27 protein-coding genes and 1 pseudogene are annotated in these 21,386 nt (G+C 55.7%); 21 read left to right on the forward strand and 7 right to left on the reverse strand.

Features of this window, described 5'->3' with window-relative positions; genetic code table 11:
• Positions 1 to 3 precede the first annotated feature (3 nt).
• Together FBY12_RS05315 and FBY12_RS05325 are read left to right on the forward strand one after the other, a co-directional pair.
• Positions 4 to 1,227: a hypothetical protein gene (locus FBY12_RS05315; protein ID WP_145251765.1), complete on the forward strand. Its 1,224-nt coding sequence runs from the start codon at positions 4 to 6 to the stop codon at positions 1,225 to 1,227.
• Between the two features lie 718 nt (positions 1,228 to 1,945).
• Complete coding sequence (locus FBY12_RS05325) at positions 1,946 to 2,197, forward strand: DUF1654 domain-containing protein (RefSeq protein WP_145251767.1); 252 nt, start codon at positions 1,946 to 1,948, stop codon at positions 2,195 to 2,197.
• A gap of 415 nt (positions 2,198 to 2,612) precedes the next feature.
• Here FBY12_RS05325 and FBY12_RS05330 read toward each other — a convergent pair whose 3' ends face one another.
• Positions 2,613 to 2,981 (reverse strand): hypothetical protein, encoded by a 369-nt coding sequence (locus FBY12_RS05330; RefSeq protein ID WP_145251769.1) that lies wholly within the window; start codon positions 2,979 to 2,981, stop codon positions 2,613 to 2,615.
• Positions 2,982 to 3,220: 239 nt separating this feature from the next.
• Between FBY12_RS05330 and FBY12_RS05335 the strand changes: the two genes are divergently transcribed.
• Positions 3,221 to 3,493, forward strand: coding sequence for a hypothetical protein (locus tag FBY12_RS05335; RefSeq protein WP_145251771.1), 273 nt, complete (start codon positions 3,221 to 3,223; stop codon positions 3,491 to 3,493).
• 244 nt (positions 3,494 to 3,737) lie between these two features.
• Here the strand turns inward: FBY12_RS05335 and FBY12_RS05340 are convergent, their stop codons facing one another.
• Entirely contained in the window at positions 3,738 to 3,977 is a 240-nt protein-coding gene (locus FBY12_RS05340) for a YceK/YidQ family lipoprotein (protein WP_145251773.1), read from the reverse strand.
• A 169-nt stretch (positions 3,978 to 4,146) separates the two neighbouring features.
• Here FBY12_RS05340 and FBY12_RS05345 point away from each other — a divergent pair, with 169 nt between their 5' ends.
• The 7 genes from FBY12_RS05345 to FBY12_RS05375 all read left to right on the forward strand — a co-directional run bounded on the left by FBY12_RS05345 (position 4,147) and on the right by FBY12_RS05375 (position 8,689).
• Entirely contained in the window at positions 4,147 to 4,395 is a 249-nt protein-coding gene (locus tag FBY12_RS05345; RefSeq protein WP_145251775.1) for a hypothetical protein, read from the forward strand.
• 3 nt (positions 4,396 to 4,398) lie between these two features.
• A complete protein-coding gene (locus FBY12_RS05350) occupies positions 4,399 to 4,845 on the forward strand; it encodes a hypothetical protein (RefSeq protein WP_145251777.1) in 447 nt (148 codons plus the stop codon).
• A gap of 158 nt (positions 4,846 to 5,003) precedes the next feature.
• Positions 5,004 to 5,891, forward strand: a complete 888-nt coding sequence (gene recT, locus FBY12_RS05355; RefSeq protein ID WP_145251779.1) for a recombinase RecT — start codon at positions 5,004 to 5,006, stop codon at positions 5,889 to 5,891.
• Positions 5,888 to 7,552 carry a YqaJ viral recombinase family protein gene (locus FBY12_RS05360; RefSeq protein WP_145251781.1) on the forward strand — a complete coding sequence of 555 codons (1,665 nt, stop codon included), beginning with the start codon at positions 5,888 to 5,890 and terminating at the stop codon, positions 7,550 to 7,552. The genes recT and FBY12_RS05360 overlap by 4 nt, the downstream gene beginning before the upstream one ends.
• Positions 7,549 to 7,791 carry a hypothetical protein gene (locus FBY12_RS05365; RefSeq protein ID WP_145251783.1) on the forward strand — a complete coding sequence of 81 codons (243 nt, stop codon included), beginning with the start codon at positions 7,549 to 7,551 and terminating at the stop codon, positions 7,789 to 7,791. Before FBY12_RS05360 ends, FBY12_RS05365 begins: the two co-directional genes overlap by 4 nt.
• Complete coding sequence (locus FBY12_RS05370) at positions 7,788 to 8,249, forward strand: hypothetical protein (RefSeq protein ID WP_145251785.1); 462 nt, start codon at positions 7,788 to 7,790, stop codon at positions 8,247 to 8,249. The genes FBY12_RS05365 and FBY12_RS05370 overlap by 4 nt, the downstream gene beginning before the upstream one ends.
• A gap of 74 nt (positions 8,250 to 8,323) precedes the next feature.
• Entirely contained in the window at positions 8,324 to 8,689 is a 366-nt protein-coding gene (locus FBY12_RS05375; protein WP_145251787.1) for a hypothetical protein, read from the forward strand.
• Positions 8,690 to 8,693: 4 nt separating this feature from the next.
• Here the strand turns inward: FBY12_RS05375 and FBY12_RS05380 are convergent, their stop codons facing one another.
• The 3 genes from FBY12_RS05380 to FBY12_RS27630 form a co-directional block, all read right to left on the reverse strand.
• Entirely contained in the window at positions 8,694 to 8,966 is a 273-nt protein-coding gene (locus tag FBY12_RS05380) for a hypothetical protein (protein WP_145251789.1), read from the reverse strand.
• A 94-nt stretch (positions 8,967 to 9,060) separates the two neighbouring features.
• Positions 9,061 to 9,783, reverse strand: coding sequence for a DUF4145 domain-containing protein (locus tag FBY12_RS05385; protein WP_145251791.1), 723 nt, complete (start codon positions 9,781 to 9,783; stop codon positions 9,061 to 9,063).
• Between the two features lie 73 nt (positions 9,784 to 9,856).
• A complete protein-coding gene (locus FBY12_RS27630; RefSeq protein ID WP_178111720.1) occupies positions 9,857 to 10,027 on the reverse strand; it encodes a hypothetical protein in 171 nt (56 codons plus the stop codon).
• Positions 10,028 to 10,096: 69 nt separating this feature from the next.
• Here FBY12_RS27630 and FBY12_RS05390 point away from each other — a divergent pair, with 69 nt between their 5' ends.
• The 4 genes and pseudogenes from FBY12_RS05390 to FBY12_RS27785 all read left to right on the forward strand — a co-directional run bounded on the left by FBY12_RS05390 (position 10,097) and on the right by FBY12_RS27785 (position 13,800).
• The gene (locus tag FBY12_RS05390; RefSeq protein ID WP_145251793.1) at positions 10,097 to 10,861 is read left to right on the forward strand and encodes a phosphoadenosine phosphosulfate reductase family protein; all 765 of its coding nucleotides are present in this window, start codon (positions 10,097 to 10,099) and stop codon (positions 10,859 to 10,861) included.
• A 308-nt stretch (positions 10,862 to 11,169) separates the two neighbouring features.
• Positions 11,170 to 12,889: pseudogene (locus tag FBY12_RS05395) on the forward strand (DNA cytosine methyltransferase).
• A 207-nt stretch (positions 12,890 to 13,096) separates the two neighbouring features.
• Positions 13,097 to 13,594, forward strand: coding sequence for a DUF4406 domain-containing protein (locus tag FBY12_RS05400; protein WP_256663261.1), 498 nt, complete (start codon positions 13,097 to 13,099; stop codon positions 13,592 to 13,594).
• Between the two features lie 35 nt (positions 13,595 to 13,629).
• A complete protein-coding gene (locus tag FBY12_RS27785; protein WP_256663262.1) occupies positions 13,630 to 13,800 on the forward strand; it encodes a DUF4406 domain-containing protein in 171 nt (56 codons plus the stop codon).
• Here the strand turns inward: FBY12_RS27785 and FBY12_RS05405 are convergent.
• Positions 13,744 to 14,484: an abortive infection system antitoxin AbiGi family protein gene (locus FBY12_RS05405; protein ID WP_145251795.1), complete on the reverse strand. Its 741-nt coding sequence runs from the start codon at positions 14,482 to 14,484 to the stop codon at positions 13,744 to 13,746. The genes FBY12_RS27785 and FBY12_RS05405 overlap by 57 nt on opposite strands.
• A 120-nt stretch (positions 14,485 to 14,604) precedes the next feature.
• On the opposite strand from FBY12_RS05405, the gene FBY12_RS05410 reads away from it, so the two are divergent.
• The 5 genes from FBY12_RS05410 to FBY12_RS05435 all read left to right on the forward strand — a co-directional run bounded on the left by FBY12_RS05410 (position 14,605) and on the right by FBY12_RS05435 (position 18,405).
• Positions 14,605 to 15,099 (forward strand): hypothetical protein, encoded by a 495-nt coding sequence (locus FBY12_RS05410; RefSeq protein WP_145251797.1) that lies wholly within the window; start codon positions 14,605 to 14,607, stop codon positions 15,097 to 15,099.
• A gap of 608 nt (positions 15,100 to 15,707) precedes the next feature.
• The gene (locus FBY12_RS05420) at positions 15,708 to 15,950 is read left to right on the forward strand and encodes a DUF4224 domain-containing protein (RefSeq protein WP_145251799.1); all 243 of its coding nucleotides are present in this window, start codon (positions 15,708 to 15,710) and stop codon (positions 15,948 to 15,950) included.
• A 1-nt stretch (position 15,951) separates the two neighbouring features.
• A complete protein-coding gene (locus tag FBY12_RS05425; protein ID WP_145251801.1) occupies positions 15,952 to 17,001 on the forward strand; it encodes a tyrosine-type recombinase/integrase in 1,050 nt (349 codons plus the stop codon).
• A gap of 355 nt (positions 17,002 to 17,356) precedes the next feature.
• Positions 17,357 to 18,058 carry a type VI secretion system-associated protein TagO gene (locus FBY12_RS05430; protein ID WP_145251803.1) on the forward strand — a complete coding sequence of 234 codons (702 nt, stop codon included), beginning with the start codon at positions 17,357 to 17,359 and terminating at the stop codon, positions 18,056 to 18,058.
• A gap of 98 nt (positions 18,059 to 18,156) precedes the next feature.
• The gene (locus tag FBY12_RS05435) at positions 18,157 to 18,405 is read left to right on the forward strand and encodes a hypothetical protein (protein ID WP_145251805.1); all 249 of its coding nucleotides are present in this window, start codon (positions 18,157 to 18,159) and stop codon (positions 18,403 to 18,405) included.
• A gap of 18 nt (positions 18,406 to 18,423) precedes the next feature.
• Here the strand turns inward: FBY12_RS05435 and FBY12_RS05440 are convergent, their stop codons facing one another.
• Positions 18,424 to 18,621 carry a hypothetical protein gene (locus FBY12_RS05440; protein ID WP_145251807.1) on the reverse strand — a complete coding sequence of 66 codons (198 nt, stop codon included), beginning with the start codon at positions 18,619 to 18,621 and terminating at the stop codon, positions 18,424 to 18,426.
• Positions 18,622 to 18,817: 196 nt separating this feature from the next.
• Here FBY12_RS05440 and FBY12_RS27795 point away from each other — a divergent pair, with 196 nt between their 5' ends.
• Both FBY12_RS27795 and FBY12_RS05445 read left to right on the forward strand, forming a co-directional pair.
• Positions 18,818 to 18,952, forward strand: coding sequence for a hypothetical protein (locus tag FBY12_RS27795; protein WP_256592631.1), 135 nt, complete (start codon positions 18,818 to 18,820; stop codon positions 18,950 to 18,952).
• Positions 18,953 to 19,175: 223 nt separating this feature from the next.
• Positions 19,176 to 21,353 (forward strand): TonB-dependent siderophore receptor, encoded by a 2,178-nt coding sequence (locus FBY12_RS05445; protein WP_145251809.1) that lies wholly within the window; start codon positions 19,176 to 19,178, stop codon positions 21,351 to 21,353.
• Positions 21,354 to 21,386: the final 33 nt, after the last annotated feature.

The raw sequence follows: 21,386 nt of genomic DNA on the forward strand, positions 1-21,386 counted from the left end.
GCCATGTTCAATCACATTGTTGAACTTTATAGAATGATCGGACGCCCAGCCCTTTCTAGTGCTGGGTCTTTCGATTATTCTGGCTCGCCCGATGAACTGCTTCAAGCTTTAATTAAATTAGTTTCAGACTTGCCTTCGCATTATGGCGAGATGAACTATCACAGAGTAAAATCTGGGCTAACGAGCTTTGAATTTACACCCATATCCTCAGGTGAAAATTCGTTTTTTAGTGACTTTTCTTCACTAGTTCAAAAGACACCTTCGCTCGGTTGCGGAAACCCTCTTATCAACTTTTACATTGTCACGGAAGATTGGGCGTCTGACGAAAGCGTTATTAACACCAAGAATGAAAAAATACTTAAAGTATGCAAGCTCATAAAAGACCTTACAAAGATCGCCGTATCAGAGCATTTGCAGCCGTCGTCCTATAGCTTAGTTTTTTCTACTTCCAGCGGGAATAATAAACCGCCAAAAACTATGGTTTTACAGACCAAAATTTCGTCTGAAATATTAGAGATCGACATCAAGAAAACCTCGTTAATCGGAAGCTTAGCCAGCGAAGAAAACAAAGGAAGAATTCACTTAGAAGAACGGCGCGCAATATTAAATGGCGCGATATGCGAGGCGCTAGATGCCCTGCCCGAGGACCACCCAAATAGATTCGTAGCTCTGTTGGAGCGATGGGATCTTATATTGGATAGTTACTGGCAAAACTTTCAGATTTACATACATTCATTTTCTTTCGAAAAAGTCAGGAAAGAATTTGCACAGGCCGAGCTTGATTATGGTGCAAAACTTAGCTCTGCCTTTGGTGACATCGCAGGAAAAATGCTAGCACTCCCAGTATCACTAATAGCGCTTATCACTCTATACAAAGCTACGAGTGCAGTCGAAATATTTGTAACATCATTAGGTTTAATGATGTCCTCAATTATTTTAATTGGAATACTTCTAAATCAACTACTGAATATACAGCGACTGAATAGCAGCCTTTCGATATCTTTCGAAAACCTAACAAAGTCAATAGCAACCTATCCAAAAAACTTGCGAAGACTTATTTTGAGCGCTCAGCAAAATATTGACCGTCAGAAATTCGTTGTCACCTCAACAATCATTGTTTTTGCTGTGCTTGCTCTAGCACCATTTATTGGCGCCTTATTATTTCTTATGGAGCATTACGCTCAGTATTGGCACGAGTGGCTACTGCTAAATTTCCATGCCAGCTAACCCCCATCGCGGGCTTTTCTTTGCCTGCGATTTGGAGGGCCGACAATCGCCTTCCCCGACTTACCCGACGACGGCTATACACGCCCACCTTCAAAATGACACGATCACGTCTCGCCTTCGTAAGTAGGAATACAGGATGTTCAGTCACGTAACCGTTGGGACAAACGATCTTGATAAGGCATCTACCTTCTATGACGCGGTGCTGATCCCCCTGGGCTCTGTCGCAGGCCTGTGACGCCTGATGGCGGACCACCTGCGGCATGCTGGATTAAGCCAGATAGCGTTCTCCCTCGCTTTTATGTGTACAGCCCTTATGACCGCAATGAAGCCGGAGCAGGGAATGGCAACATGGTGGCTTTCACCGCACCATCTCCAGATGCGGTAGACAGCGCCTATGCAGCTGGGCTTCTTACGGGTGGATCCGATAAAGGTGAACCTGGCCAACGTCCCCACTATGGTGACGGTTAATACGGTGCTTACCTACGTGATCCAGATGGCAACAAGGTACATATCGTTCATCGTGGAGATTTGGACTTGGCGGGGTAGCCGCCGCTCACCGTATTCGCTTGAAGCCCGCCCAGCGCGGGCTTTTTCATGCCTAGTAGAAGGTATGCTGCTAGCCAATATGCATTTATGCATGAAACTTCTCGTCACCCTATTGCCAAGATATGTCAGTGCAAATACTGTGTATGCATACAGTATATGTAAGGAACGAAGCATGAACCAGGCACCCTACCCCACATCCAAACCGAGAAATTCCTACGAGCTAGTGGGCCGCCGCCTTCAAGGCATGATTGCCTCTCCCCGGGTACAGCGGATTCAGTTGATTGAGGTCTCCAGGCGCGACGATGAAAGCCCTGAAGCCTGGCGCCAGGTGATCCAGGATATCGGCGACACCGCCGGCATAAGTATCGAGCATCTGGATGATGGTGCCGTCAGGATCGGCTGGCGCGAGTACTGCGATTCCTAAATGAGCCCGCCAATGTGCGGGCTTTTTATCACCCAAGAGCTTCAGCATTCTGAATTTATTTATTCAGCATGCTTGACACATTAATTTCAGCTTGCTTAAATTCGTCTCAAGCCAGCAACGAACACCGCCGGCCAGCAGCGAAAGCTGCGCCGATCTTTAGTGACACCCCTTGCCGGATCACCACCGGCCCAGATTCAAAGGCAGCGATGAACCGGCCTAAACGGTTCAGAGGGTTGGCAACTGACCCGGGCGTGCAGCGTAAAGCGCCAAGAACAGTTATCCAGCGGGAGAACAAGCCGAAAGGCCCGCGGCTGGAGTGACATTTGATTCAAGCCAGTGACCGACGCCAGTAGCGGGTCACGGCAAAACATTTCACTGATGCAGCTTGGCGACAGGCTGCATTGGGAAATGGATGTCACTTGCGCTTTCCGAGACCGGGGGCGCCACCGGCAACCACGGTTACCGACGAAAACGCGGTGGACGACTTGCTGCGAATGCCCAGGTCAACAACTACCGAAAGTTGTCGGCAGTGCTGACACTGAACGGGCAAGAAAGAAAATTCAGGGTCAGGTTTTGTCGGCTTACCACAATCTTTGCACGCGACTGTTGCTGGCGGTTGTTCAGTGGCTTTAACGGCTGCCGGCCTTTTCTTAGAGGCCTTCCGACGTGCCGCACGATCGACTTTGCGCTGAAGTTTTTCCGCCTTGGCGGCCTCCTGCCTTTCGGTAACGTCCAGCTGAGAAAACGCCTTCTTCAACTCATGCGTCAGCAAATCGAAATCCATCGAATCCCCTCCCTTAGAGCTCAGATAGTAGCACCAGTCCATGCCAGCTCTGGAACTGGCCGTGCTCACCAGATGTGAGTACGCGAAACCACGCAAGCCAGCCGGGAATAACACTGAACACGAAATGTGTGACCCGACCAGGTGGGGAAACCGAGGCGATGCGCGTGGTGGAGAAAACAGATTTCACTGGCTGGCCTTGGCGACAGGGCCAGACGGGAAATCAACCGGGAGGCAGCAGCATGCAAATCAATCAGCAGAAAACGGTGCAGGTCGACGTGACTGAATTGCACCTGTACATCAAGGTCCGTGACGGGTTCGCCGCAGGCCTCAAGGACGCGCAGGGCGACGAAGTCGGCAGCTACGAAGGCTACGTTCCGGACTTCTTCCCGGGTGAGCACTACGGGGATTATCTGATTCTGAACATCGATCTTGAGACGGGCCAGATATTGAACTGGAAAAAGCCAGCCGCCAGCGACATCGAAAAGATGCTCGCTCAAGGTGACGACGACTGAACATTCAGCGCCACGTCAGCCTGACGAAAACTGCCCTTATGCAGCGATGGTTGAGAGCGTGGGTGGTCACGCTGAAAGCTGCCTTGAACCCACCCGATCCTCTCTATGAGAGCGCATCGGGGTGTGATTTGAGGCTAAGTCTCGGGCAGCGGATGTGCCAACCGGTCGCCTTCAGGGCTACCCCTTCCGCCGAATGCCGGTTGAGCCCCGGCCAGATCACACCCCGATGCGGACGCCCGATAGCTCAAAGGTTGCAACTGTATTGATATTCGAATGGGAAAAAGACGGTGTCGACCACCAAAGAAAACGGCGCGTCGATCAGCAAAAAGGGAATCAGCTTTCCTTTGGAAGTACCCACCAACCACCAGTCGAATCGCACGCCGATGTAGGGACACCGGTGCTTGTCATAATCCATACGCATGGCGGTCGCCATACACCCGCCCAGGCAGGCAATCAGCACCAATAAAATCGCTTTTTGAACCACGTAACGTCCTTATTACTTCTTTGTGCGGAGCTGGATAGACGCTGGCGCGCAGAGTTAGTCACCCTCCCCGACACCACCCGGATGCAATCCCCTCCGCGCCCAACGGCAACCAGCGGAATGGATGAGTGCAGCCGAGTTTTGTTGGTTCTCACATCAACCGGAGATTGCCATGCATCCCAGCATCCAACTCGGCAACGAAGTGCGCGCAGCGCTGCGCATCCGCTCACGAATCGCCACGAAAGACCTGTACGAAATAATAGGCCGACCAGCGCCGATGGCGCAGGCCCGCTTCATCGTCAAGCCGGCGGGCGTGGCGTTCTTCCATGTCGTGGATCGCCGCACCGGCAAGGCCCGAGGCTTCCGTCGCGATCACAACGAGGCCTGCGCCCTGGCGCGCCGGCTGGAACAGCAGGAGTAAACCATGACCTACTTCATCGACACTCCAGAGGGGCCGGACTGGCTTCACGATGCAATCAACTCGCTGATCTGCGGCGACAACGTCACGGCGCCGAGAGCGCATGGCAAGTCAGTCGCGCTGGTCACTCCGCAGTCGCTGTGGGAAGCGCTAGCCGAACATCTGGGCGCGCAGGAAAACATCGCCCCACTGCTCACCGACAATCGTGAGTTTCCAATTGAGCGCCTGCTGTGCGAGATCGTCGCCGACGGCCGCCGCGTTCACGGCACGGCCTATGACCTGGCCATTGAAGCGCTGGGCCATCCAAAAGGTATCCGCCCTACAGCACTGCACGATGTCGCCGAGGAATTGATCCGGCCTCACGCAAACGAATATGGCCGAGCCCGCGCCGAAGAACTGGAAGCTGAGCGCGCCGCAGACCTGGCAGAACAGCGCAGGGCGGATGCGGCATGACATCCCAGCAACGCGCCAGACGCTTCGTATTCTGGCGCAGTTCGTTCATCGCGCTCGCCGTCTGTACCGCCCTCATGCTGTCCGGCGCCCTCACCGCGCCAGTCTCTCAATAGCACACATCTTTCAATAGCTGCGCCAGCGCGCGGCAAGGAATTGTCATGTCCGCACAAAGCGTGGCGCCGGTGGCGCACGAACAAAACCTGCACATCCTCCCTCATGCAGCGACCAGTACCAGTGCCCTAGTGCTCGACGGCGACAGCCTGGACAAGATGATGCGCCTGGCCGACGTCATGGCCACCGGCCGCGCCACGGTGCCGAAGCATTTCAACGGCAACTCGGCCGACTGCCTGGCGGTGATCATGCAGGCGATGCAGTGGAAGATGAACCCCTTCGCGGTTGCGCAGAAAACGCACCTGGTGAATGGAGTGCTCGGATACGAAGCTCAACTGGTCAACGCGGTGATCAGCACCTGCGCACCTGTGCTGGATCGCCTGCATTACGAGTGGTACGGCGCTTGGGAAAAAGTGATTGGAAAATTCACCATCAAGTCTGGCGACAAAGGCGAGTACCGGGTTCCCGGATGGGTGCTGGCAGACGAGGAAGGTCTTGGCGTCAAGGTCTGGGCCACGTTCCGAGGCGAAGCCGAACCGCGAGTTCTGAAGTTGCTGTTGGCCCAGGCCCGCACCCGCAACAGCACGCTCTGGGCGGACGATCCTCGCCAGCAATTAGCCTACCTCGCCACCAAGCGCTGGTCTCGCCTGTACTGCCCTGACGTGATCCTCGGCGTGTATAGCCCGGACGAGCTCGAGGAAAGCGCTCCACCTACCCGCGATGTTTCACCTCGCAAAGCTTCGGCACCGACGGCATTGCCGAACTACCCGGAAGAAAAGTTCGAAACGATGCTGCCTACCTGGCAAAGCGGCGTCGACCAGGGGAAGACAGATGCTGAAAGCCTGATCGCCTTCCTCGAATCCAAATATACGCTCAGCGCCGAGCAGACCGATCGCATCCACCGCATGGCGCCCATCACAGGAGAAGCCGAATGAAGATTCATAACGTAGCTCAGGGCTCCGAAGCCTGGCATGCGCTCCGCGCCAACTACTTCACCGCCTCCGAGGCTCCGGCCATGATGGGCGCCTCGAAGCAGATGAAGCGTACAGAACTGCTCAGCGCCAAAAAGACTGGCCTCGACCGCGACATATCGTGGTGGGTACAGAAATACCTGTTCGACAAAGGCCATGAAGCTGAGGCCAATGCCCGCCCAATACTGGAAGCGCGGATTGGTGAAGACTTGTTCCCCGTTGTCGGTACCGACGGCGACCTGCTTGCCTCGCTCGACGGCTGCACCATGCTCGGCGAAACGCTTTTCGAACACAAAATGTGGAACGAGCAACTGGCTGCCGATGTGCTGGCCGGCAACCTGGACCCGCATTACTACTGGCAGCTCGAGCAGCAGTTGCTGGTGAGCGGCGCCGAGAAAGTTATTTTTGTTTGTTCCGACGGCACCGAAGACAACTTCGTGTCAATGGAATACACCCCGGTACCGGGCCGCGCCGCGACACTCGTTGCTGGGTGGAAACAGTTCCAGGCTGACTTGCTCGACTACACCCCAATCGAGGTAGTGCCGGAAGCCGTCGGCAAGACGCCGGACAGCCTGCCAGCGCTGCGCATCGAAGTTACCGGCATGGTAACCGCCAGCAACCTCGAACAGTTCAAGGCTCACTCGCTGGCGGTCTTCGCGTCGATTAATACCGAACTTGAAACCGACCAGCACTTCGCCGACGCCGAGAAAACCGTAAAGTGGTGCGGTGATGTTGAAGAACGCCTAGCCGCGGCCAAGCAACATGCTCTGAGCCAAACCGAAAGCATCGACGCGCTCTTCCGCACCATCGACGAGATCGGCGCCGAGGCGCGCGCCAAACGTCTGATGCTCGACAAATTGGTGAAAGCTCGCAAGGTCAGCATCCGCGAAGATATCGTCATGAGTGCCGCCAGAGCACTTCAAACGCACATCGACCAGATCAACGCATCGCTGGGCGGTAAAGCGCGTATGCCTGCCGTGCCCGCAGACTTTGCCGGTGCCATCAAAGGCAAAAAGTCGATCAGTAGTCTGCGCGACGCCGCCGATTCGGAGCTGGCCCGGGCGAAGATTGCTGCCAGCCAGGTCGGCGACAGCATTCGCGCCAACCTCGCCAGCTTGGTGAAACCCGCCGCCGATTACGTCTTCCTGTTCAACGACGTTCAGCAGCTTGTACTGAAGGCGAACGATGATCTGGTCGCGCTGATCAAGGTGCGGATTTCGGAACATGAGAAAGCCGAAGAAGTGAAAGCAGAAGCTACGCGGGTGCGGATTCGAAACGAAGAGCTGCAGCGGATCGAAGACGAGGACAAGGTGAAGCAGGCCGCCGCGGTTGTTGTGGAATCTGCGCCGGTAGTGACAGCCGCACCTGCTGTGACACCAGCACCAGTAAGAACTACCGCCGCAGTTCAACAGGCAGCATCCAAACCGGTCACGGCGCCAGTCACCCAGCCTGCGAATTTGCAGGCTGAAGTCTTCGATCTGGAGGCGCTGGTCAAGGCCGTGGCCTACGGCCAATGCCCTCTTTCGGTTCTGTCCGTCAATTGGGAAGCGCTCGACACACTTGTCGCGGACCAGGGCTCAAAATTCAGCATGGCCGGCGTGAGGCTGGTGAAGGTGGCCGCATGATTAGCAACCTTAAATACGACATCGAGTTCCGGCGCGAGAAAGCGTTGGAGCTTTCCAGTCAAGTTGAACAGCACATGGCCGCGGGCGGGCGCTTCTCCAGATCGGAGCCCGCTCAAATCAATCCACCACCTGCTGAGCGTTCCACAAAGATTGATCCAGACACCGTCCTCAAACGCCGCCCCAAGGCGATGACACGGGCTGAGCGGTTGGCGCTTCGCAAAATGACGGACTCACTATGAGCAAGCGCAAACCCAACAATATGCGCGCCCGAGTCGAGCGATCGTGCCGGGCACTGCTCAGCACCAACCACGTCGCAGTGGTGAACATCGATCCCAGCGGCCACCAGGGCATGATCAATTACAAGTCGCTGAAGAACATCGCTCCCGGGAAGATTGGCCAGGCCGTGTGTGGCATTGCCCATCGCTGGACGATTTACCTCAGCGCGCTCTGTATTGATGCTCGCGGCGATCGGTACAGCAAGTCAGTCGAGGTCGCGCCGGACGGCGTTTACCTCTCCGATCATCTGGAGGAAGTGATCGAGCACTGCTACAAGCAGCTGCGCGACTCGGCCAATCAAAGCCAGATGGTTGCTTCGGGCTGGATCGCCATCCCCGACGCCCTATCGCTGGACGAAGCTCATGCAGCGCGGATCTTCGAAGTGGTCGGAGCCTGGAACCAGGTCAAGGTTGCAGCGTGAGACGGTTCCGCATCCAGCAACGCAAACGACAAGCCTGGCTGGGAACCCGGCCAGCGGCATTGAAGAGGTAAGCCATGGCCGAAGAACAGCAGGAGCCGACGGCGGAAGCCATCAAGCAGCGCAAGAAGCGCGAAAAGGACGCGGCCAAGAAGGCAGCGCTGGGAATCGAGAAGTTCACCGTTGAGGTGGCTGGGGTGTTCAAGCCCGACCTCAAGCGAGTAATGGCTGCCCACGGCATCAACAACCAGCAGGAGGTTTACCAACTGCTGCTGATGAACCTGATCGCTGCGGACTTTGAGACGCAAGCCCAAATGCTGCGATGTGTCACGACACCTGTTGTTGTTTCTGAAAAGGTGTCGCGCATTATTCAGGCCGCCGGAATGAAATCGCTTACCGACGATCCGCCAGAGCCGGAAGACCAAATCATCAATCCCGGCTGATGGTTTAACTACGAGGCTTAGCTCCTTGGGCCAGCCAAGCGCCATGGGCAAACCCCTGCTCCACAGCCTCTTCGTTCGACTCATCAAACAGGTCGAACACATGCTCAGAATGCTTTGCGCCACCAGGGTGGAAAAGCTGCGTCAGCATACTGCGTTGATGCGGACCAAATTCCCGAATTCGCACAGTGATCACCATTTCCTGCGGGCCGGTGCGCATCAAGTACAAATCAGATGGGTGCTCACCCCAAAGCTCTGATTGCCAATATTTATTCGACACTTTGATTCTCCTTGTCCGACTCCATGCCGGTCACCCGTAATACCCCACCCACACCCTAAAAGCCACCATCCATCGGCGGAGAGCGGCGCGCGGTTTAAATCTGTTGGGGTAGAAGTCCTTGTTTAGCGTCAAGGTTTTTAAAAACCCTCTTAGCTCTTTCGGGAATTAAATATGTTCCTATGAGGATGTGTTCTATCACCTCAAGAGCTAAGAGAAGTTGGTCTTTTGAGTGAGCATGGGCGTCATGCGCTGCACGATTTCCAAGCAACCTGATCTTATGAAGAGTTTCCACGCCTTCTTTAGTTACTAAAGACATTGCATGAAGGTCGTCAATTTTTAGCGACAGATTACGCCCTTTTGCTTTGACATCGGTGCAAATAGACTCTAGCAAAACCCTAATCGCTATACCGGCGATGATAAATAGTTCGTTCTCCACAGCCGTGCGAGACTCTTTGTATATCTCTCCTATACCTGAAGGTAATAGCCAGTGATCTATCACTTTGGAGCCAATAACGCGACCGGGATAGTAGGTCACTGACTCTACATAACATCTCTCTTCAGTTTCGTAGTCGTGATCATAGTCCTCGGAATTAGTTGAACATGTCCGGAAGGATATATCTTCACACCCGAGACACTGAATTATTTGGTGATCATCAGACCAATCGAAGCTGTGGCCCCCGCCGCAGTCTTCTGTGCCTCGCTCGTTGTAGCAGACGACAACCTTGTGGTTAGTCTCGATGCTGCATTTTTTGCAGGGAAATTTTTGTTGATCGGCGCTCACCACAGTGAATTTAAACTTCTTCGATACCTTACCCATACTCGCTTCCCTAGCCAATTTCCGAGCAACACAAATACCCCAAATTAACTAATCGCGCCAGCCGGCGAGCCGGTTATCGCACGGAGGGCTGGTCGTTCATATACCCCGCCAGTTCCATAATCTGCCGCAAGCAAATCACGACCTCCAGCTTCTGCTTGTCGTCGGGAATACCCAACCGCTTCAACATCCTTTGAGCGTCTTCCTCAATCGCCGCGAGAGCGTCGATATCACTTTGCAATCTCATGTTGGCCTCCTGCCAGTTTGAATTCGAGATTCATATAAACCACTTCACGCCAGCCGGCGAGGATTTCCTATGCACGTTTTGTTCTGCAGTTACGGGAACGACTCCATCGCCCTGATCCAGTGGGCTCATGAGCGCGGCCTGCAAGATGTCGTGTGCCTCTACTCCGACACTGGCTGGTCCGCAAGCTGGTGGGCCGACCGTGTAGTCAGGGGCGAAGCGCTGGCCCAGGGCTACGGATTCACCACTGCCCGCACCGAATCGGAGGGGATGCTCGAACTGGTCAAGCGAAAACGTGGATGGCCGGGCGCCGGTGGCCAGGGTCAATTCTGCACCGCTGAGCTAAAGGTGATCCCGGCATTGAAATGGCTCGACGCCAACGACCCAAATAAGGAGGGCACCGCCTTTACGGGGGTGCGGCGTAGTGAAAGCACGCATCGTTCGGATGCGCCGGAACATGTGACCGAATCAGAGCGCCATGGGGGCAGGGAACTTTGGCAGCCGTTGGTACGGCACACCGATGAGATGCGCGACGCTCTACTACATCGTGCAGGCTTCGCCGTGCTCCCTCACCGGTCGCTTGAGTGCTACCCCTGCATAAACGCCAATATCGACGATATACGACTGCTTTCCGAGGACCGAATACGGCTTATCGACATCACGGAGAAAGACCTGGGCTTCACCAAGAAGGGCAAGCCTCGCGTGATGTTTCGCACGGCGCGCCGCAAAGGTGCTGTGGGTATCCGCGCTGTCGTGCAATGGGCAGCAGCGCCCAGGCAGCGCGACCAGATGGAAATGTTCCCCGCCGAGTGCGACTCCGGCTACTGCAGTGGCTGAACCACCCTCATCTATGGCGCCGATGGCCATTAAGGGTGTGCCGTGTCGCTAGATTGGACGACCCGCGCGGATCTCCTCCCGCATTTCTGGCGGGAATCGCCATAGACCAACTGACGAAACTGTTGTGCTCCGCCGATTGCGCTCGGTGATCCGGACGTATTCGACAGTAACACCGCCAGAAGCCTTCATGGTTCGAAGTTCGTAATTCATACACACCTCCGTTTTTGAGTAGCCGTCCGATGTTACCGCGCCGCTACGCAAAAAAAATACTATCAATCAGAAATCACGCCAGCCGGCGAGGATCACGCATGGAAATCACTTACGGCTCGGTCTGCTCAGGCATCGAGGCTGCAACACTAGCCTGGAAGCCTCTTGGCATGCGCGCTACCTGGTTCGCCGAGATCGAAGCGTTCCCCAGCGCGGTGCTGGCCCACCACTACCCGAACACGCCAAACCTCGGCGACATGACAAAGCTCGGGGCCCTGGTCCTGGCCGGAAAGATTCCAGCACCGGATGTTCTTGTCGGCGGAACACCTTGCCAAGCCTTCAGCGTCGCCGGCATGCGCCAAGGTCTACTCGACCCGCGCGGCGCCCTCACCATCAAATACGTGGAGCTCGCAGATGCAACTGACCATGTTCGCGCCAGCCACCGACAGCCCCCTTGCGTCATCGTCTGGGAGAACGTCCCCGGCGTGCTTAGCGACAAAGGGAACGCCTTCGGATGCTTTCTTGGCGCGCTTGCTGGGGAAGACTGCGAGCTGCAGCCTTCAGGGAAAAGGTGGCCAGACGCTGGTTGTGTGTATGGACCCAAAAGAACAATCGCATGGAGGGTCCTGGACGCCCAATATTTCGGCCTGGCCCAACGACGCCGCCGTGTGTTCGTTGTCGCAAGTGCTCAAGACGGATTCGATCCCACCGAGGTACTTTTTGAGCGAGAAGGCGTGCGCCGGGATACTGCGCCGCGCCGAGGCGAGGGGCAAGACGTTACCGGAACAGCTCCTTTCGGCCCTGCGCTCCAGTGCGGATGCGGAGAAGTGTTCGGCGAAGAGCTCGGACCTTACGGCTGCGTGAATTGCGAGGGTGATGTAGGCCCGGCGGTGAGCATGTTCGGCGGAATCCCGGCGTTCGGCGGGCATAGCCTGTCCGGATCGGTTGAGCGATCAGCCACGCTCACAGCGAAGGACAGTCGCCTCGACATGGAAAGCGAGACGTTTTTTGTTCAGCCTGACGTTATCGGCGCACTCACCAGCCACGCCTACAGTGGCGGCGCCGGTGGCCGACCAGATGGCGCAGCGGCTGGACACTTCCTTGCGGTTGCACCACCGCTTCGCGCCCAGTCGCAGAGCAGCCATCGTGCTGACTCCGAAGCCTTCGTCGTAGCAGGCACGCTTCAAGCCAACGGCAAGGCTGCTGGCAGCGCTACTCAACAGGATGCTGAATCCGGGTTGCTGGTCGTGCACGGCACGCAGGACCCCTGATGTTCGTTATGAGCAGGCGCACACCCTTGGCCGGAACAATGGGATGGAAAACGCAGTGCTCGCCTTCTCTTGCAAGGATCACGGTGCGGACGCAGGAGCGATATCGCCAACGCTTCGAGCGATGAACCATGCCGGCAGCCATGCAAATGCCGGCGGCCAAGTCGCAGTGTGCATCACTGGCGACATCACCCACACACTAAAGGCCGACGGCTTCGACGGCAGCGAGGACGGTACAGGGCGCGGACAGCCGATCGTTGCAGCGCTGTCTCCCACACTTCGGGCGGGCAACATGCGCAACAACAGCAATCCGGTGACCGAGGCCGACATGCTGGTCGGCGGTTCAAGCGTCCGCCGGTTAATCCCCCGAGAGTGCGAACGACTCCAGGGCATGCCCGACGACTACACCATGATCCCCTGGCGTGGAAAGCCAGCTGAGGAGTGTCCGGACGGCCCCCGCTACAAGGCGATCGGCAACAGCAAGGCGGTCACCGTCGTTCGCTGGATCGGCCAGCGGATCGTTCGCCAGATCAAACCCAGCCCGTACGGCTGATTGCTTCAACCAATAGAGCAACGGCAGCAATCAGGTCAATCAGCTTTATCAGATGTTTCATTCGGGCTTCCTCGGCAGACCCGCAGCCAGGAAGTGGCTTCGTAGTCTACAGGTGCCCAATTAGCCAGAGCCCGCCCCGCTGTTCCTCTTGGGCTTTTTCCAACTCAACCATTCCACCGCCCGGGCATGACCCGGATAGGACGTCCCATGCCCACAGAAAACCGTATCGACTGTCCAGCACTGCACAAGCGCAGCAAGAGCTACCCGTTCGGCGACCGCGTGCCGCGCACGGTGAAGATGTTCACGACCGTCGTGGCTGATCCAATGCCTGGAATTGCGTCCGCACTCTTGCAGGGCGATGGCCCGATCTGCCCTGAAGGGCAAATCTTTCCCGTATGGACCAACAGCCACGGCGCGGTTGCGGCTGTGCTGCCTGACGGCAAACATCTTGGTCTGTGCCCTTCAGAGTTCGAGGTCGAGACCTGGCACGAGCTTGCCCCGGCGACAGCAACGTCACGCGTTACGCTTCAGGCTGACCGCGCCAACCGCCTGTACCTGGCCGGACCGATGACCGGTTTCGAAGACTTCAACTTTCCCGCCTTCAACAAGATGGCCGCCGAGCTGCGCGGCCGTGGCTACGTAGTCGAGAACCCTGCGGAGCACGGCGTCGTCGCCGGTGCTGACTGGGCCGACTACATGGCCTAGACCTGACCCGCCTCGGCCTGTGCGGCCAAGTAGCGGTGCTGCCCGGCTGGGAAAACTCTCAAGGGGCAAGCCTCGAAGTGTTGATCGCCCACAGGCTCGGCATGACGGTTGTGAATGCCCATGATCTGGTATCGAGGGGAATGTATACGTTACATGTCGAGTTTAATACTTTCGAGAGATACAACTCTGCTCATAAGCAACTTTAGGTCAGCGCCCGGATAATGATCCAAATCAGTTTGAATAAAATTTATGATCTCTGGTATATCCGCATCCTGCCTGACAAATATGTAACGTATGTCCGCCGGCGCCACTTTCAACATACAGTGACGCCGTGTAGCATCGTTCAATTCATCCCGCGTCTCTACCGTATCGAATTGCTCACGCAATGTATGCGAGCGAATTTCTGGTCCTTTTGCCACATACCTCCACTCAGATTCTTGATAAAAAAGCTTTTCAACCGGCGCGTCCTCTACAATCATTTTTCCTGTCGTCGGTTTAGTGAAAGCTAGGAACTCGCGCATAACATCCTTCAACTTATCCGTGAGTTCGACATTATCTTTAATTGTAGCTAGCTCATTGAACGACCTAAACGCGCTTGTAACGATATTCCCCCCGGAGACATAAAACACTGGATTAAGACCATTCCTCTCTGCCCATTGGCGAGTCAAACCTATCCCGAAATCTCCATAGAAATTTACGTGATCAGATATTCGGGAAAGGGGAATATCACAAAAGCAAACCATTGGATATGCCACGTATGTAAACTTTTCGTATCCTAACCAAGCAACATCCTCTAAACAATAGCGAGGCCAAAAACCTCCCCTCAGAATATGCTTTAGCGTTTCAGAGCTTTTTGTAAAGTGAAAAAGCGTATTCGATTTCGGACTCATACCTTCCCTTATTGATGGCAGACACGTCGATAAATTTTATGCCGCGCCGAAGAGATTTAGCTAGCACTGAAAACCTCTACTCCACTTTAAAGTCAGCCGCTATAGCGGCAAGGACCCCTTATGCCCAATGCAAGCATCCACCACTCACTGAACACGCTCACTGCAAGCCAGATGGCCAAGCTACTGGTGATGCATCACGGAATCGATGCTTTCGGCTACAAATACGACAGCCTGCGCGATGTACCAAAAGGCCTTGTCACACTTGCAGATTTGGCGTCCATGTCTGGCGAGGATCTGGATCAGCTTTACGATGAGAGCTCGCACGATGATGCGGTGAACGAGGTGCGCTACAGCGCAGTAGACGCCCCCGGAATTCCATGTTGGTGCCACTACAGTTGGGAGCGCAACTACGAGGTCGAAGTGAAGGCCTTCATTCTGCCCGATGGTCGCGCACTCGCCTTTTGTGAGATGAGCGGCGGCGGCAAGCACGGCGAGCCAGACGCCTACCCCTGGATTGAAGAGGCCAAATTTATCAAGGTCTCCAGCGTCGAAGAGCGCGTCATCCAGACTTACAAGTTCGAGGATGTTCCAGATGCCTCAGAGGTGACGCCATGATCGCCTTCGCCTGGTTCACCTACGTGTATTGCTACAAGTGGCCGTGACGATAGGTGATAGCTAGTGTTCGCGGCTTCGAATTTGCGCGGCGCTGACTACTCGACACAATCAGCCTGCGGATGAACGAGACTTCGAACTAACAGTGTGGTCCTCGTGAATTCCGGCACTCTTCACCATGTTACCAGCCGCAACTGCGCGGGCCCGACTTACGCCCCAGGCCAACGCTGTAGTCATCGTATCGTTATGTAAATGGTCGTGCGATTCCTCAAAAAATGGCAACCCACTCCTATCGTAAACGCCAATAAAAAGCTGGGTCCTTCCCTTCCTCGAACATCTGGACTGAACGTCGATGACTATGCCGTCGCTGAGCACTTCATCGTGGGTTCGGCAGTGCAACTCGCAGTCGGCCCACAACCAGTACTGGGATCCTCTACGCAGCATCATGCCGACCTCCTTCTTATTTGCGTTCGAAGAACACAATCGAGTGGGGGAATAATTAATACAGCCCAAAAACTGTGTCAATTCCCAATCAAACCCGCCTGTCGGGCCGCTCACCAAAACCCAAAATTCACCAACTTCTGCCGCCACGCGCGGCATGGAGCATCATCATGGAAACCGAAATTCTTTCGGACGAAGAACTGGCGGAACTCACCGGCTATAAAGCCAGGGCGTATCAGCGGCGCTGGCTGGTTGATCGCCACTGGGTGTTCGTCGAAAGCCGCGGGAAGCGTCCACTCGTTGGCCGGATGTACGCCCGCATGAAACTGGGCATGATCTTGCCCACCATCGCCGACCCCAACCCTCCGCCGGCGGCGCCGGCATGGACGCCTGATTTCTCTCGAGTGAACTGATATGCGCCCCCGCAAGACCGAGCATCACCACCTCCCCCCACGGATGTATCAACGCTCACGCAAACGCAAAAATGGTTCCGTTTGGACCGCCTATTACTACCGCGACCTTTTGGGCAAAGACATTCCACTCGGCAAGGACCTGGATAAAGCCAGGATCAAATGGGCGGAACTCGAGGCCAAGGAGAAGCCGCTCGACTTGCGCACCATGAAGGGCATCTTCGACCGATACATCCGCGACATCGTCTCGAAGAAGGCGCCACGGACTCAAAAAGACAACATGTCGGAGATCAAACAGCTACGGCCAATGTTCGATAGCGCCCCGATCGACTCGATAACCCCGGCAACGATTGCCGGGTATCGGGATGCGCGGACGGCCAAGGTCCGGGCGAACCGGGAGATCGCCACCCTCTCCCACGTGTTCAACATTGCCCGGGAGTGGGGACTGACGACCAAGGAAAACCCATGCCAGGGCGTGCGCAAAAACAAGGAAACGCCACGGGATTATTACGCGAATGATGTGGTTTGGGATGCGGTGTACAAGAAGGCAGCTCAAGAGCTGAAAGACGCGATGGACCTGGCCTACCTCACCGGTCAGCGACCGGCAGATGTCCTGGTGATGCGAAAGGATGATGCAGAGGGGGGATACTTGGGGGTGCAACAGAATAAGACGCACAAAAAGCTGCGTATTCAAATGACCGCTGACGGCAAGGCGAACAGCCTGGGCCGGCTGATCGCCGAGATAACCGAGCGCAATGCCCGGCACGTCTCGAACTACCTGATTGTCAGCCGGCACGGGAAACGGATGACCGCGACGATGCTGCGAAAGCGCTGGGACATTGCGCGCGAGAAAGCAAAAATGGCGGCAATCGAATTCGGCGACGAATTGCTGGCGGCGAAGATCGGTGGATTTCAGTTTCGGGATATCCGGCCAAAGGCAGCGTCGGAAATCATCGACGTCGGCGAGGCGAGCTTGCTGCTGGGGCACACCAAAGGCGACATCACCGAGCGGGTTTACCGTCGGGTCGGTGCCATCGCCAAACCATCAAAATAGCCCGAAAATCCGTTCCATAACTCGAAGCAGGCCCCTTGTAGAATGCGGTCTGCAGCGGTGCTGAAAAATGAAAGTAATGGAACAGAAAATCGCTACAAGCCGCAGCCTGATTACGTCGATATATCGGTCTTGAAAACCGTCGACTGTAACAGGTCCATGAGTTCGAATCCCATCGCCTCCGCCATATTTGTACCGACAAAGCCCTGATTATTCAGGGCTTTGTCGTTTCTTGGGTTTGAGAAGCCAATCGTTTGCACGCATTTCATAATGACTGTGAATGTGCTGCGGACGACGTTCCAATTCGTCTTTCGAGCGTAATGCCGATCGCTTTCACGGAAGGCCTGTTAGCACGTGATTGAACAACGATCTGGATTTTGGTGAGCAGACAATCTTTGCATTTCTACAGTGCTATGATTTCGGTTTGCCATCACAGGGTCGTGAGATGAGAATCAACAGAATCTTTCCAGCATTGTTTTTACTACTTCCCATCGGCGCGCAAGCCGCGATCGAAGACAAACAAATCGCTCTTTGTGCCTCAATGAAAGGCGCGATCGAGCGCCTCGCCTGTTACGACCAGCTTGCCGATTCGAACAATCTTGCGCCTAAGACCGTTTCTACGTCAGAACCAGGCAAAGGCAAGTGGTCCACAAGCACATCCACAGACCCACTAAACGACAAGGCCATTCATTTAGCCATGCTCGAGGCAAATTCAGGAAAAACAGGAAGGTTCGGCGAACGTATCAATATGATCGTGAGATGCGCGAATGGAGAAACTGACCTCTATATAAACTGGTCATCTTTTTTGGGAACCGAAGGTATCGCGCTGACTTACCGAATCGGCAAAGCCAAGGCTGTGCATTCCGATTGGGACATCTCCACCGACCATCAATCTTCTTTTTATCGCGGCTCGCCAGTGAAAGCCCTGAAGGCGATCATCGAAAGCGATAGTTTTGTGGCGAATGTTACGCCGTACAGCGAAAGCCCAGTCACGGCTACCTTCGACACGACGGGCGCCGGCGAAGCGCTTAATGACATCCGAAGTTCCTGTAAATGGTGATGTGCCAATGATTCGCGGAGCATCAACTCAATTTGTCATCACCTGCGATGTCCACTGGTGGAAAAAGATTTGAACACTAATTCGGAAAATCTAAATTAATGGCAGACCTGATCCAAAACCTCACCGGCCCCAGAACCGCTCAACAAGAGCTCTTCTACGATCTAGAAGACAGCGCTTCAATCATTGGCTGGGCGGTCAATCAACTCGGCAACATCGCTCAAACCACTACGGACGGAAACGCTCCGGCGCTGACAAAAATCTGCGAATTGCTCCTCGCCGAACAAAACAAACTGCGCCGTTATGCAGATGAGGTGAAGGCGGGATCGATTCTGCGCACAGTCGATTGACCCGCCCTCGCCGACTTATCAAGGCGTGGGATGTTCGCTCGCTACCGAGTTCGCCGCGTCCACGTCAGCCATCTCCTCATCCACCGACGCTTCATCGTCCGCCGACAGCGGGACTTCGGGCGCATTCTTTTTCGGGTCATGCCCGGTTTCGTTATCCGTGCCGCCCGTTACGCCCTTCTGGGAAATGTTGCCTGGCGCATTCTCATCGATGTCCATTTTGAATCTCCGTTTTGACGCGCGGGATATCCGTGCATTCAACTTGAGATATCGCCACAACCCGACAAGTGCCGAACTTTGGACGAACGGACGCACACTAGCGCTTGATCAAATGATGCCCGTAGAAAAATTGAATTAGCCCGTTGTCCGCTCGGTCAAGAATCATGAACACAGTAATTCTCGCGAGGTAACAGCAATGACTATCGAAGCAGAGACACTTGTGCAACTCACCGAAGCGCTGCAACAGCGCGGTCTGAATTTGGTTTCGGACGTCACGTTTACCCGTGCGCCGTACCGGTTGAATCACCGCTGGACTTGCACCGTTGCCTGACCTTCCCTATTGCTGGCGGCTGGGCGATTAGCCTGCCGCCGGCGCCTTCCTGAACACCCCGCCCGCTCTAGCTCAACACTCTCCCGAAGCAGCAAATGTGAAAAATTCATTAACTTCTTGCTGCCGAAGGCTTTTTCGCGCGGAAACAATCTGCCACACTAACGCGAACAATTATCAACATTATTAGTATTGCCAAGGAAGGCGTTCGGGGAGATTCAGATTCATGCTGGGGCATCAACCGCTAAACCGTACGCCGTTTTCACCGACCCTTCTGGCTTTTGCCATCTGTATCGCCAGCGCTCAATCAGCCAGCGCTGCCGAAACGCCGACCACTGCAGCGGAAGTCGGCGCACCGCCCGCGACCTTGGAACTCGATGCCACGAGCATCACCAGCCAACAGCTCGGCACAACCACTGAAGGTTCCGGTTCCTATACCACTGGCCCGATGCAGACCGCGACCAAGTTGCCGCTGACCATGCGCGAAACCCCGCAAGCGGTCACGGTGATCACCCGTCAGCGCATGGACGATCAGGCGATGACCAGCGTCAACGATGTGGTGAAGAATACGCCCGGCCTGTTCCTCAGCCAGGCCAGCGGCCCGGGTCGGCAGACTTACAGTTCTCGCGGTTTCGACATCGACAACATCATGTACGACGGCCTGCCGAGTTCTTACTCCGGCTACACCATGGGCGTACAGCCAAACCTGGCGATGTTCGACCGCGTGGAAGTGATTCGCGGCGCCACCGGTCTCGTCACCGGCGCCGGCAACCCTTCGGCGGCGATCAACATGGTGCGCAAACGGCCGACGTTCGAGCCGCAAGTCTCGCTCACCGGCACCGTCGGCAGTTGGGATGATTATCGTGGCGTATTCGACGCGTCCGGCCCGTTGAACGACAGCGGCACTTTGCGCGGGCGAATGGTCGGCTCCTACCAGGACGCCAACAGCTTTCGCGACAAGGAAGAAAGCGATCACGGCTTGTTCTACGGCATCGTCGAAGCCGATTTGAGCGACAGCACCACCGCCAGCCTCGGCTTCTCGCGCCAGGAAGATCAGACCAATCTGTTCTGGGGCGGCTTGCCGATCGGCACCGACGGCCATCACCTCAACCTGCCGCGCTCGACCTACCCCGGCACCGATTGGGAAAACAAGAAACTGCGCGTCGACACCGTGTTCGGCGATATCGAGCATCAGTTCGACAACGGTTGGAAACTCCACGCCGCCGGTTCCACGTCGACGCTCGACGGGATGTTCTCCGGCAGCTACCTGTCACGCTATAACGGCCCGATGGAAAACACCGTTTACCAGTCGCGCCAGGACGAAAAACAGACCGCGCTGGACACCTACGCCAGCGGCCCGGTCGACGCCTTCGGCCGAACCCATGAAGTGGTGGTCGGCGTCAGCAAGCGCATCTACGACAACACCAGCAAAGAGTACAGTCCGTACGACACCGGTTGGGCGCTCGGCGCGCCGAAACCGAACTTCGTGCGCGACGGCAAAATGCACAACATCACCACCCAGGACGCGGTTTACCTGACCACGCGCCTGAGCCTTGCCGATCCGCTGACGCTGATTCTCGGCGGACGTCTGGACTGGTATGACTACGATGATCGTGCGGGCGATGGCGACTACAAAGTCACCCGCAATCTCACGCGCTACGCCGGTCTGATCTACAAACTCGACGATCACTATTCCGTGTACGCCAGCTACACCGACATTTTCACGCCACAAACCTCGAAGGATCTGTCCGGCAAATTGCTTGAGCCAATCGTTGGTGAAAACTACGAAATCGGCATCAAAGGCGAGTACTTCGATGGCGCGCTGAATGCCAGCCTCGCAGTGTTCCAGATCGATCAGAAAAACCGCGAAACCCAGGCTGCCACGCAGTTTGGTTGCCCGGTCCTGACCTGCTACGAAGCCTCGGGCCTGGTCCGCAGCCAAGGCGTGGACCTTGAGCTGCAAGGCGCGTTGACCGAGAACTGGCAAGTCGGCGCCGGCTACACCTACACCCGCGCCCACTACCTGAAAGACGGCGACCCGGCCAACGAAAACCAGCGTTTCGACACCGACACGCCTGAGCATCTGTTCAAGGTATCTACGGTTTATCGCTTGCAAGGTCCGCTGGAGAAAATGCGCGTCGGTGGCAATGTTTACTGGCAGAGCCGGATGTACAACGACGTCGACGTCACTGGCGGCAGCTATCGACTGGAACAAGGCAGCTACGCCGTGGCGGATTTGATGGCGGGCTATCAGGTCAACAAGCATCTGGACCTGCAACTCAACGCCAACAACATTTTCGACCGCACCTACTATTCGGCGATTGGCACCAGCACGGTCTGGGGCTCCACCGATACTTACGGCAGCCCGCGCAGCTATGCGCTGACGGCCAAATACAACTTCTGACAATGACTGCCGCCGCTGCTACAGACTCTCGTA

Origin of the sequence: Pseudomonas sp. SJZ131 (genome assembly GCF_007828705.1) — a bacterium.
Classification (GTDB): domain Bacteria; phylum Pseudomonadota; class Gammaproteobacteria; order Pseudomonadales; family Pseudomonadaceae; genus Aquipseudomonas; species Aquipseudomonas prosekii.

What these genes read in the sequence shown, in the direction of transcription:
- FBY12_RS05315 (WP_145251765.1), top strand. Translation starts at nt 4, where the DNA reads ATGTTCAATCACATTGTTGAACTTTATAGAATGATCGGACGCCCAGCC.
- FBY12_RS05325 (WP_145251767.1), top strand. Translation starts at nt 1,946, where the DNA reads ATGAACCAGGCACCCTACCCCACATCCAAACCGAGAAATTCCTACGAG.
- FBY12_RS05330 (WP_145251769.1), bottom strand. Translation starts at nt 2,981, where the DNA reads ATGGATTTCGATTTGCTGACGCATGAGTTGAAGAAGGCGTTTTCTCAG.
- FBY12_RS05335 (WP_145251771.1), top strand. Translation starts at nt 3,221, where the DNA reads ATGCAAATCAATCAGCAGAAAACGGTGCAGGTCGACGTGACTGAATTG.
- FBY12_RS05345 (WP_145251775.1), top strand. Translation starts at nt 4,147, where the DNA reads ATGCATCCCAGCATCCAACTCGGCAACGAAGTGCGCGCAGCGCTGCGC.
- FBY12_RS05350 (WP_145251777.1), top strand. Translation starts at nt 4,399, where the DNA reads ATGACCTACTTCATCGACACTCCAGAGGGGCCGGACTGGCTTCACGAT.
- recT (WP_145251779.1), top strand. Translation starts at nt 5,004, where the DNA reads ATGTCCGCACAAAGCGTGGCGCCGGTGGCGCACGAACAAAACCTGCAC.
- FBY12_RS05360 (WP_145251781.1), top strand. Translation starts at nt 5,888, where the DNA reads ATGAAGATTCATAACGTAGCTCAGGGCTCCGAAGCCTGGCATGCGCTC.
- FBY12_RS05365 (WP_145251783.1), top strand. Translation starts at nt 7,549, where the DNA reads ATGATTAGCAACCTTAAATACGACATCGAGTTCCGGCGCGAGAAAGCG.
- FBY12_RS05370 (WP_145251785.1), top strand. Translation starts at nt 7,788, where the DNA reads ATGAGCAAGCGCAAACCCAACAATATGCGCGCCCGAGTCGAGCGATCG.
- FBY12_RS05375 (WP_145251787.1), top strand. Translation starts at nt 8,324, where the DNA reads ATGGCCGAAGAACAGCAGGAGCCGACGGCGGAAGCCATCAAGCAGCGC.
- FBY12_RS05385 (WP_145251791.1), bottom strand. Translation starts at nt 9,783, where the DNA reads ATGGGTAAGGTATCGAAGAAGTTTAAATTCACTGTGGTGAGCGCCGAT.
- FBY12_RS27630 (WP_178111720.1), bottom strand. Translation starts at nt 10,027, where the DNA reads ATGAGATTGCAAAGTGATATCGACGCTCTCGCGGCGATTGAGGAAGAC.
- FBY12_RS05390 (WP_145251793.1), top strand. Translation starts at nt 10,097, where the DNA reads ATGCACGTTTTGTTCTGCAGTTACGGGAACGACTCCATCGCCCTGATC.
- FBY12_RS05400 (WP_256663261.1), top strand. Translation starts at nt 13,097, where the DNA reads ATGCCCACAGAAAACCGTATCGACTGTCCAGCACTGCACAAGCGCAGC.
- FBY12_RS05405 (WP_145251795.1), bottom strand. Translation starts at nt 14,484, where the DNA reads ATGAGTCCGAAATCGAATACGCTTTTTCACTTTACAAAAAGCTCTGAA.
- FBY12_RS05410 (WP_145251797.1), top strand. Translation starts at nt 14,605, where the DNA reads ATGCCCAATGCAAGCATCCACCACTCACTGAACACGCTCACTGCAAGC.
- FBY12_RS05420 (WP_145251799.1), top strand. Translation starts at nt 15,708, where the DNA reads ATGGAAACCGAAATTCTTTCGGACGAAGAACTGGCGGAACTCACCGGC.
- FBY12_RS05425 (WP_145251801.1), top strand. Translation starts at nt 15,952, where the DNA reads ATGCGCCCCCGCAAGACCGAGCATCACCACCTCCCCCCACGGATGTAT.
- FBY12_RS05435 (WP_145251805.1), top strand. Translation starts at nt 18,157, where the DNA reads ATGGCAGACCTGATCCAAAACCTCACCGGCCCCAGAACCGCTCAACAA.
- FBY12_RS05440 (WP_145251807.1), bottom strand. Translation starts at nt 18,621, where the DNA reads ATGGACATCGATGAGAATGCGCCAGGCAACATTTCCCAGAAGGGCGTA.
- FBY12_RS27795 (WP_256592631.1), top strand. Translation starts at nt 18,818, where the DNA reads ATGACTATCGAAGCAGAGACACTTGTGCAACTCACCGAAGCGCTGCAA.
- FBY12_RS05445 (WP_145251809.1), top strand. Translation starts at nt 19,176, where the DNA reads ATGCTGGGGCATCAACCGCTAAACCGTACGCCGTTTTCACCGACCCTT.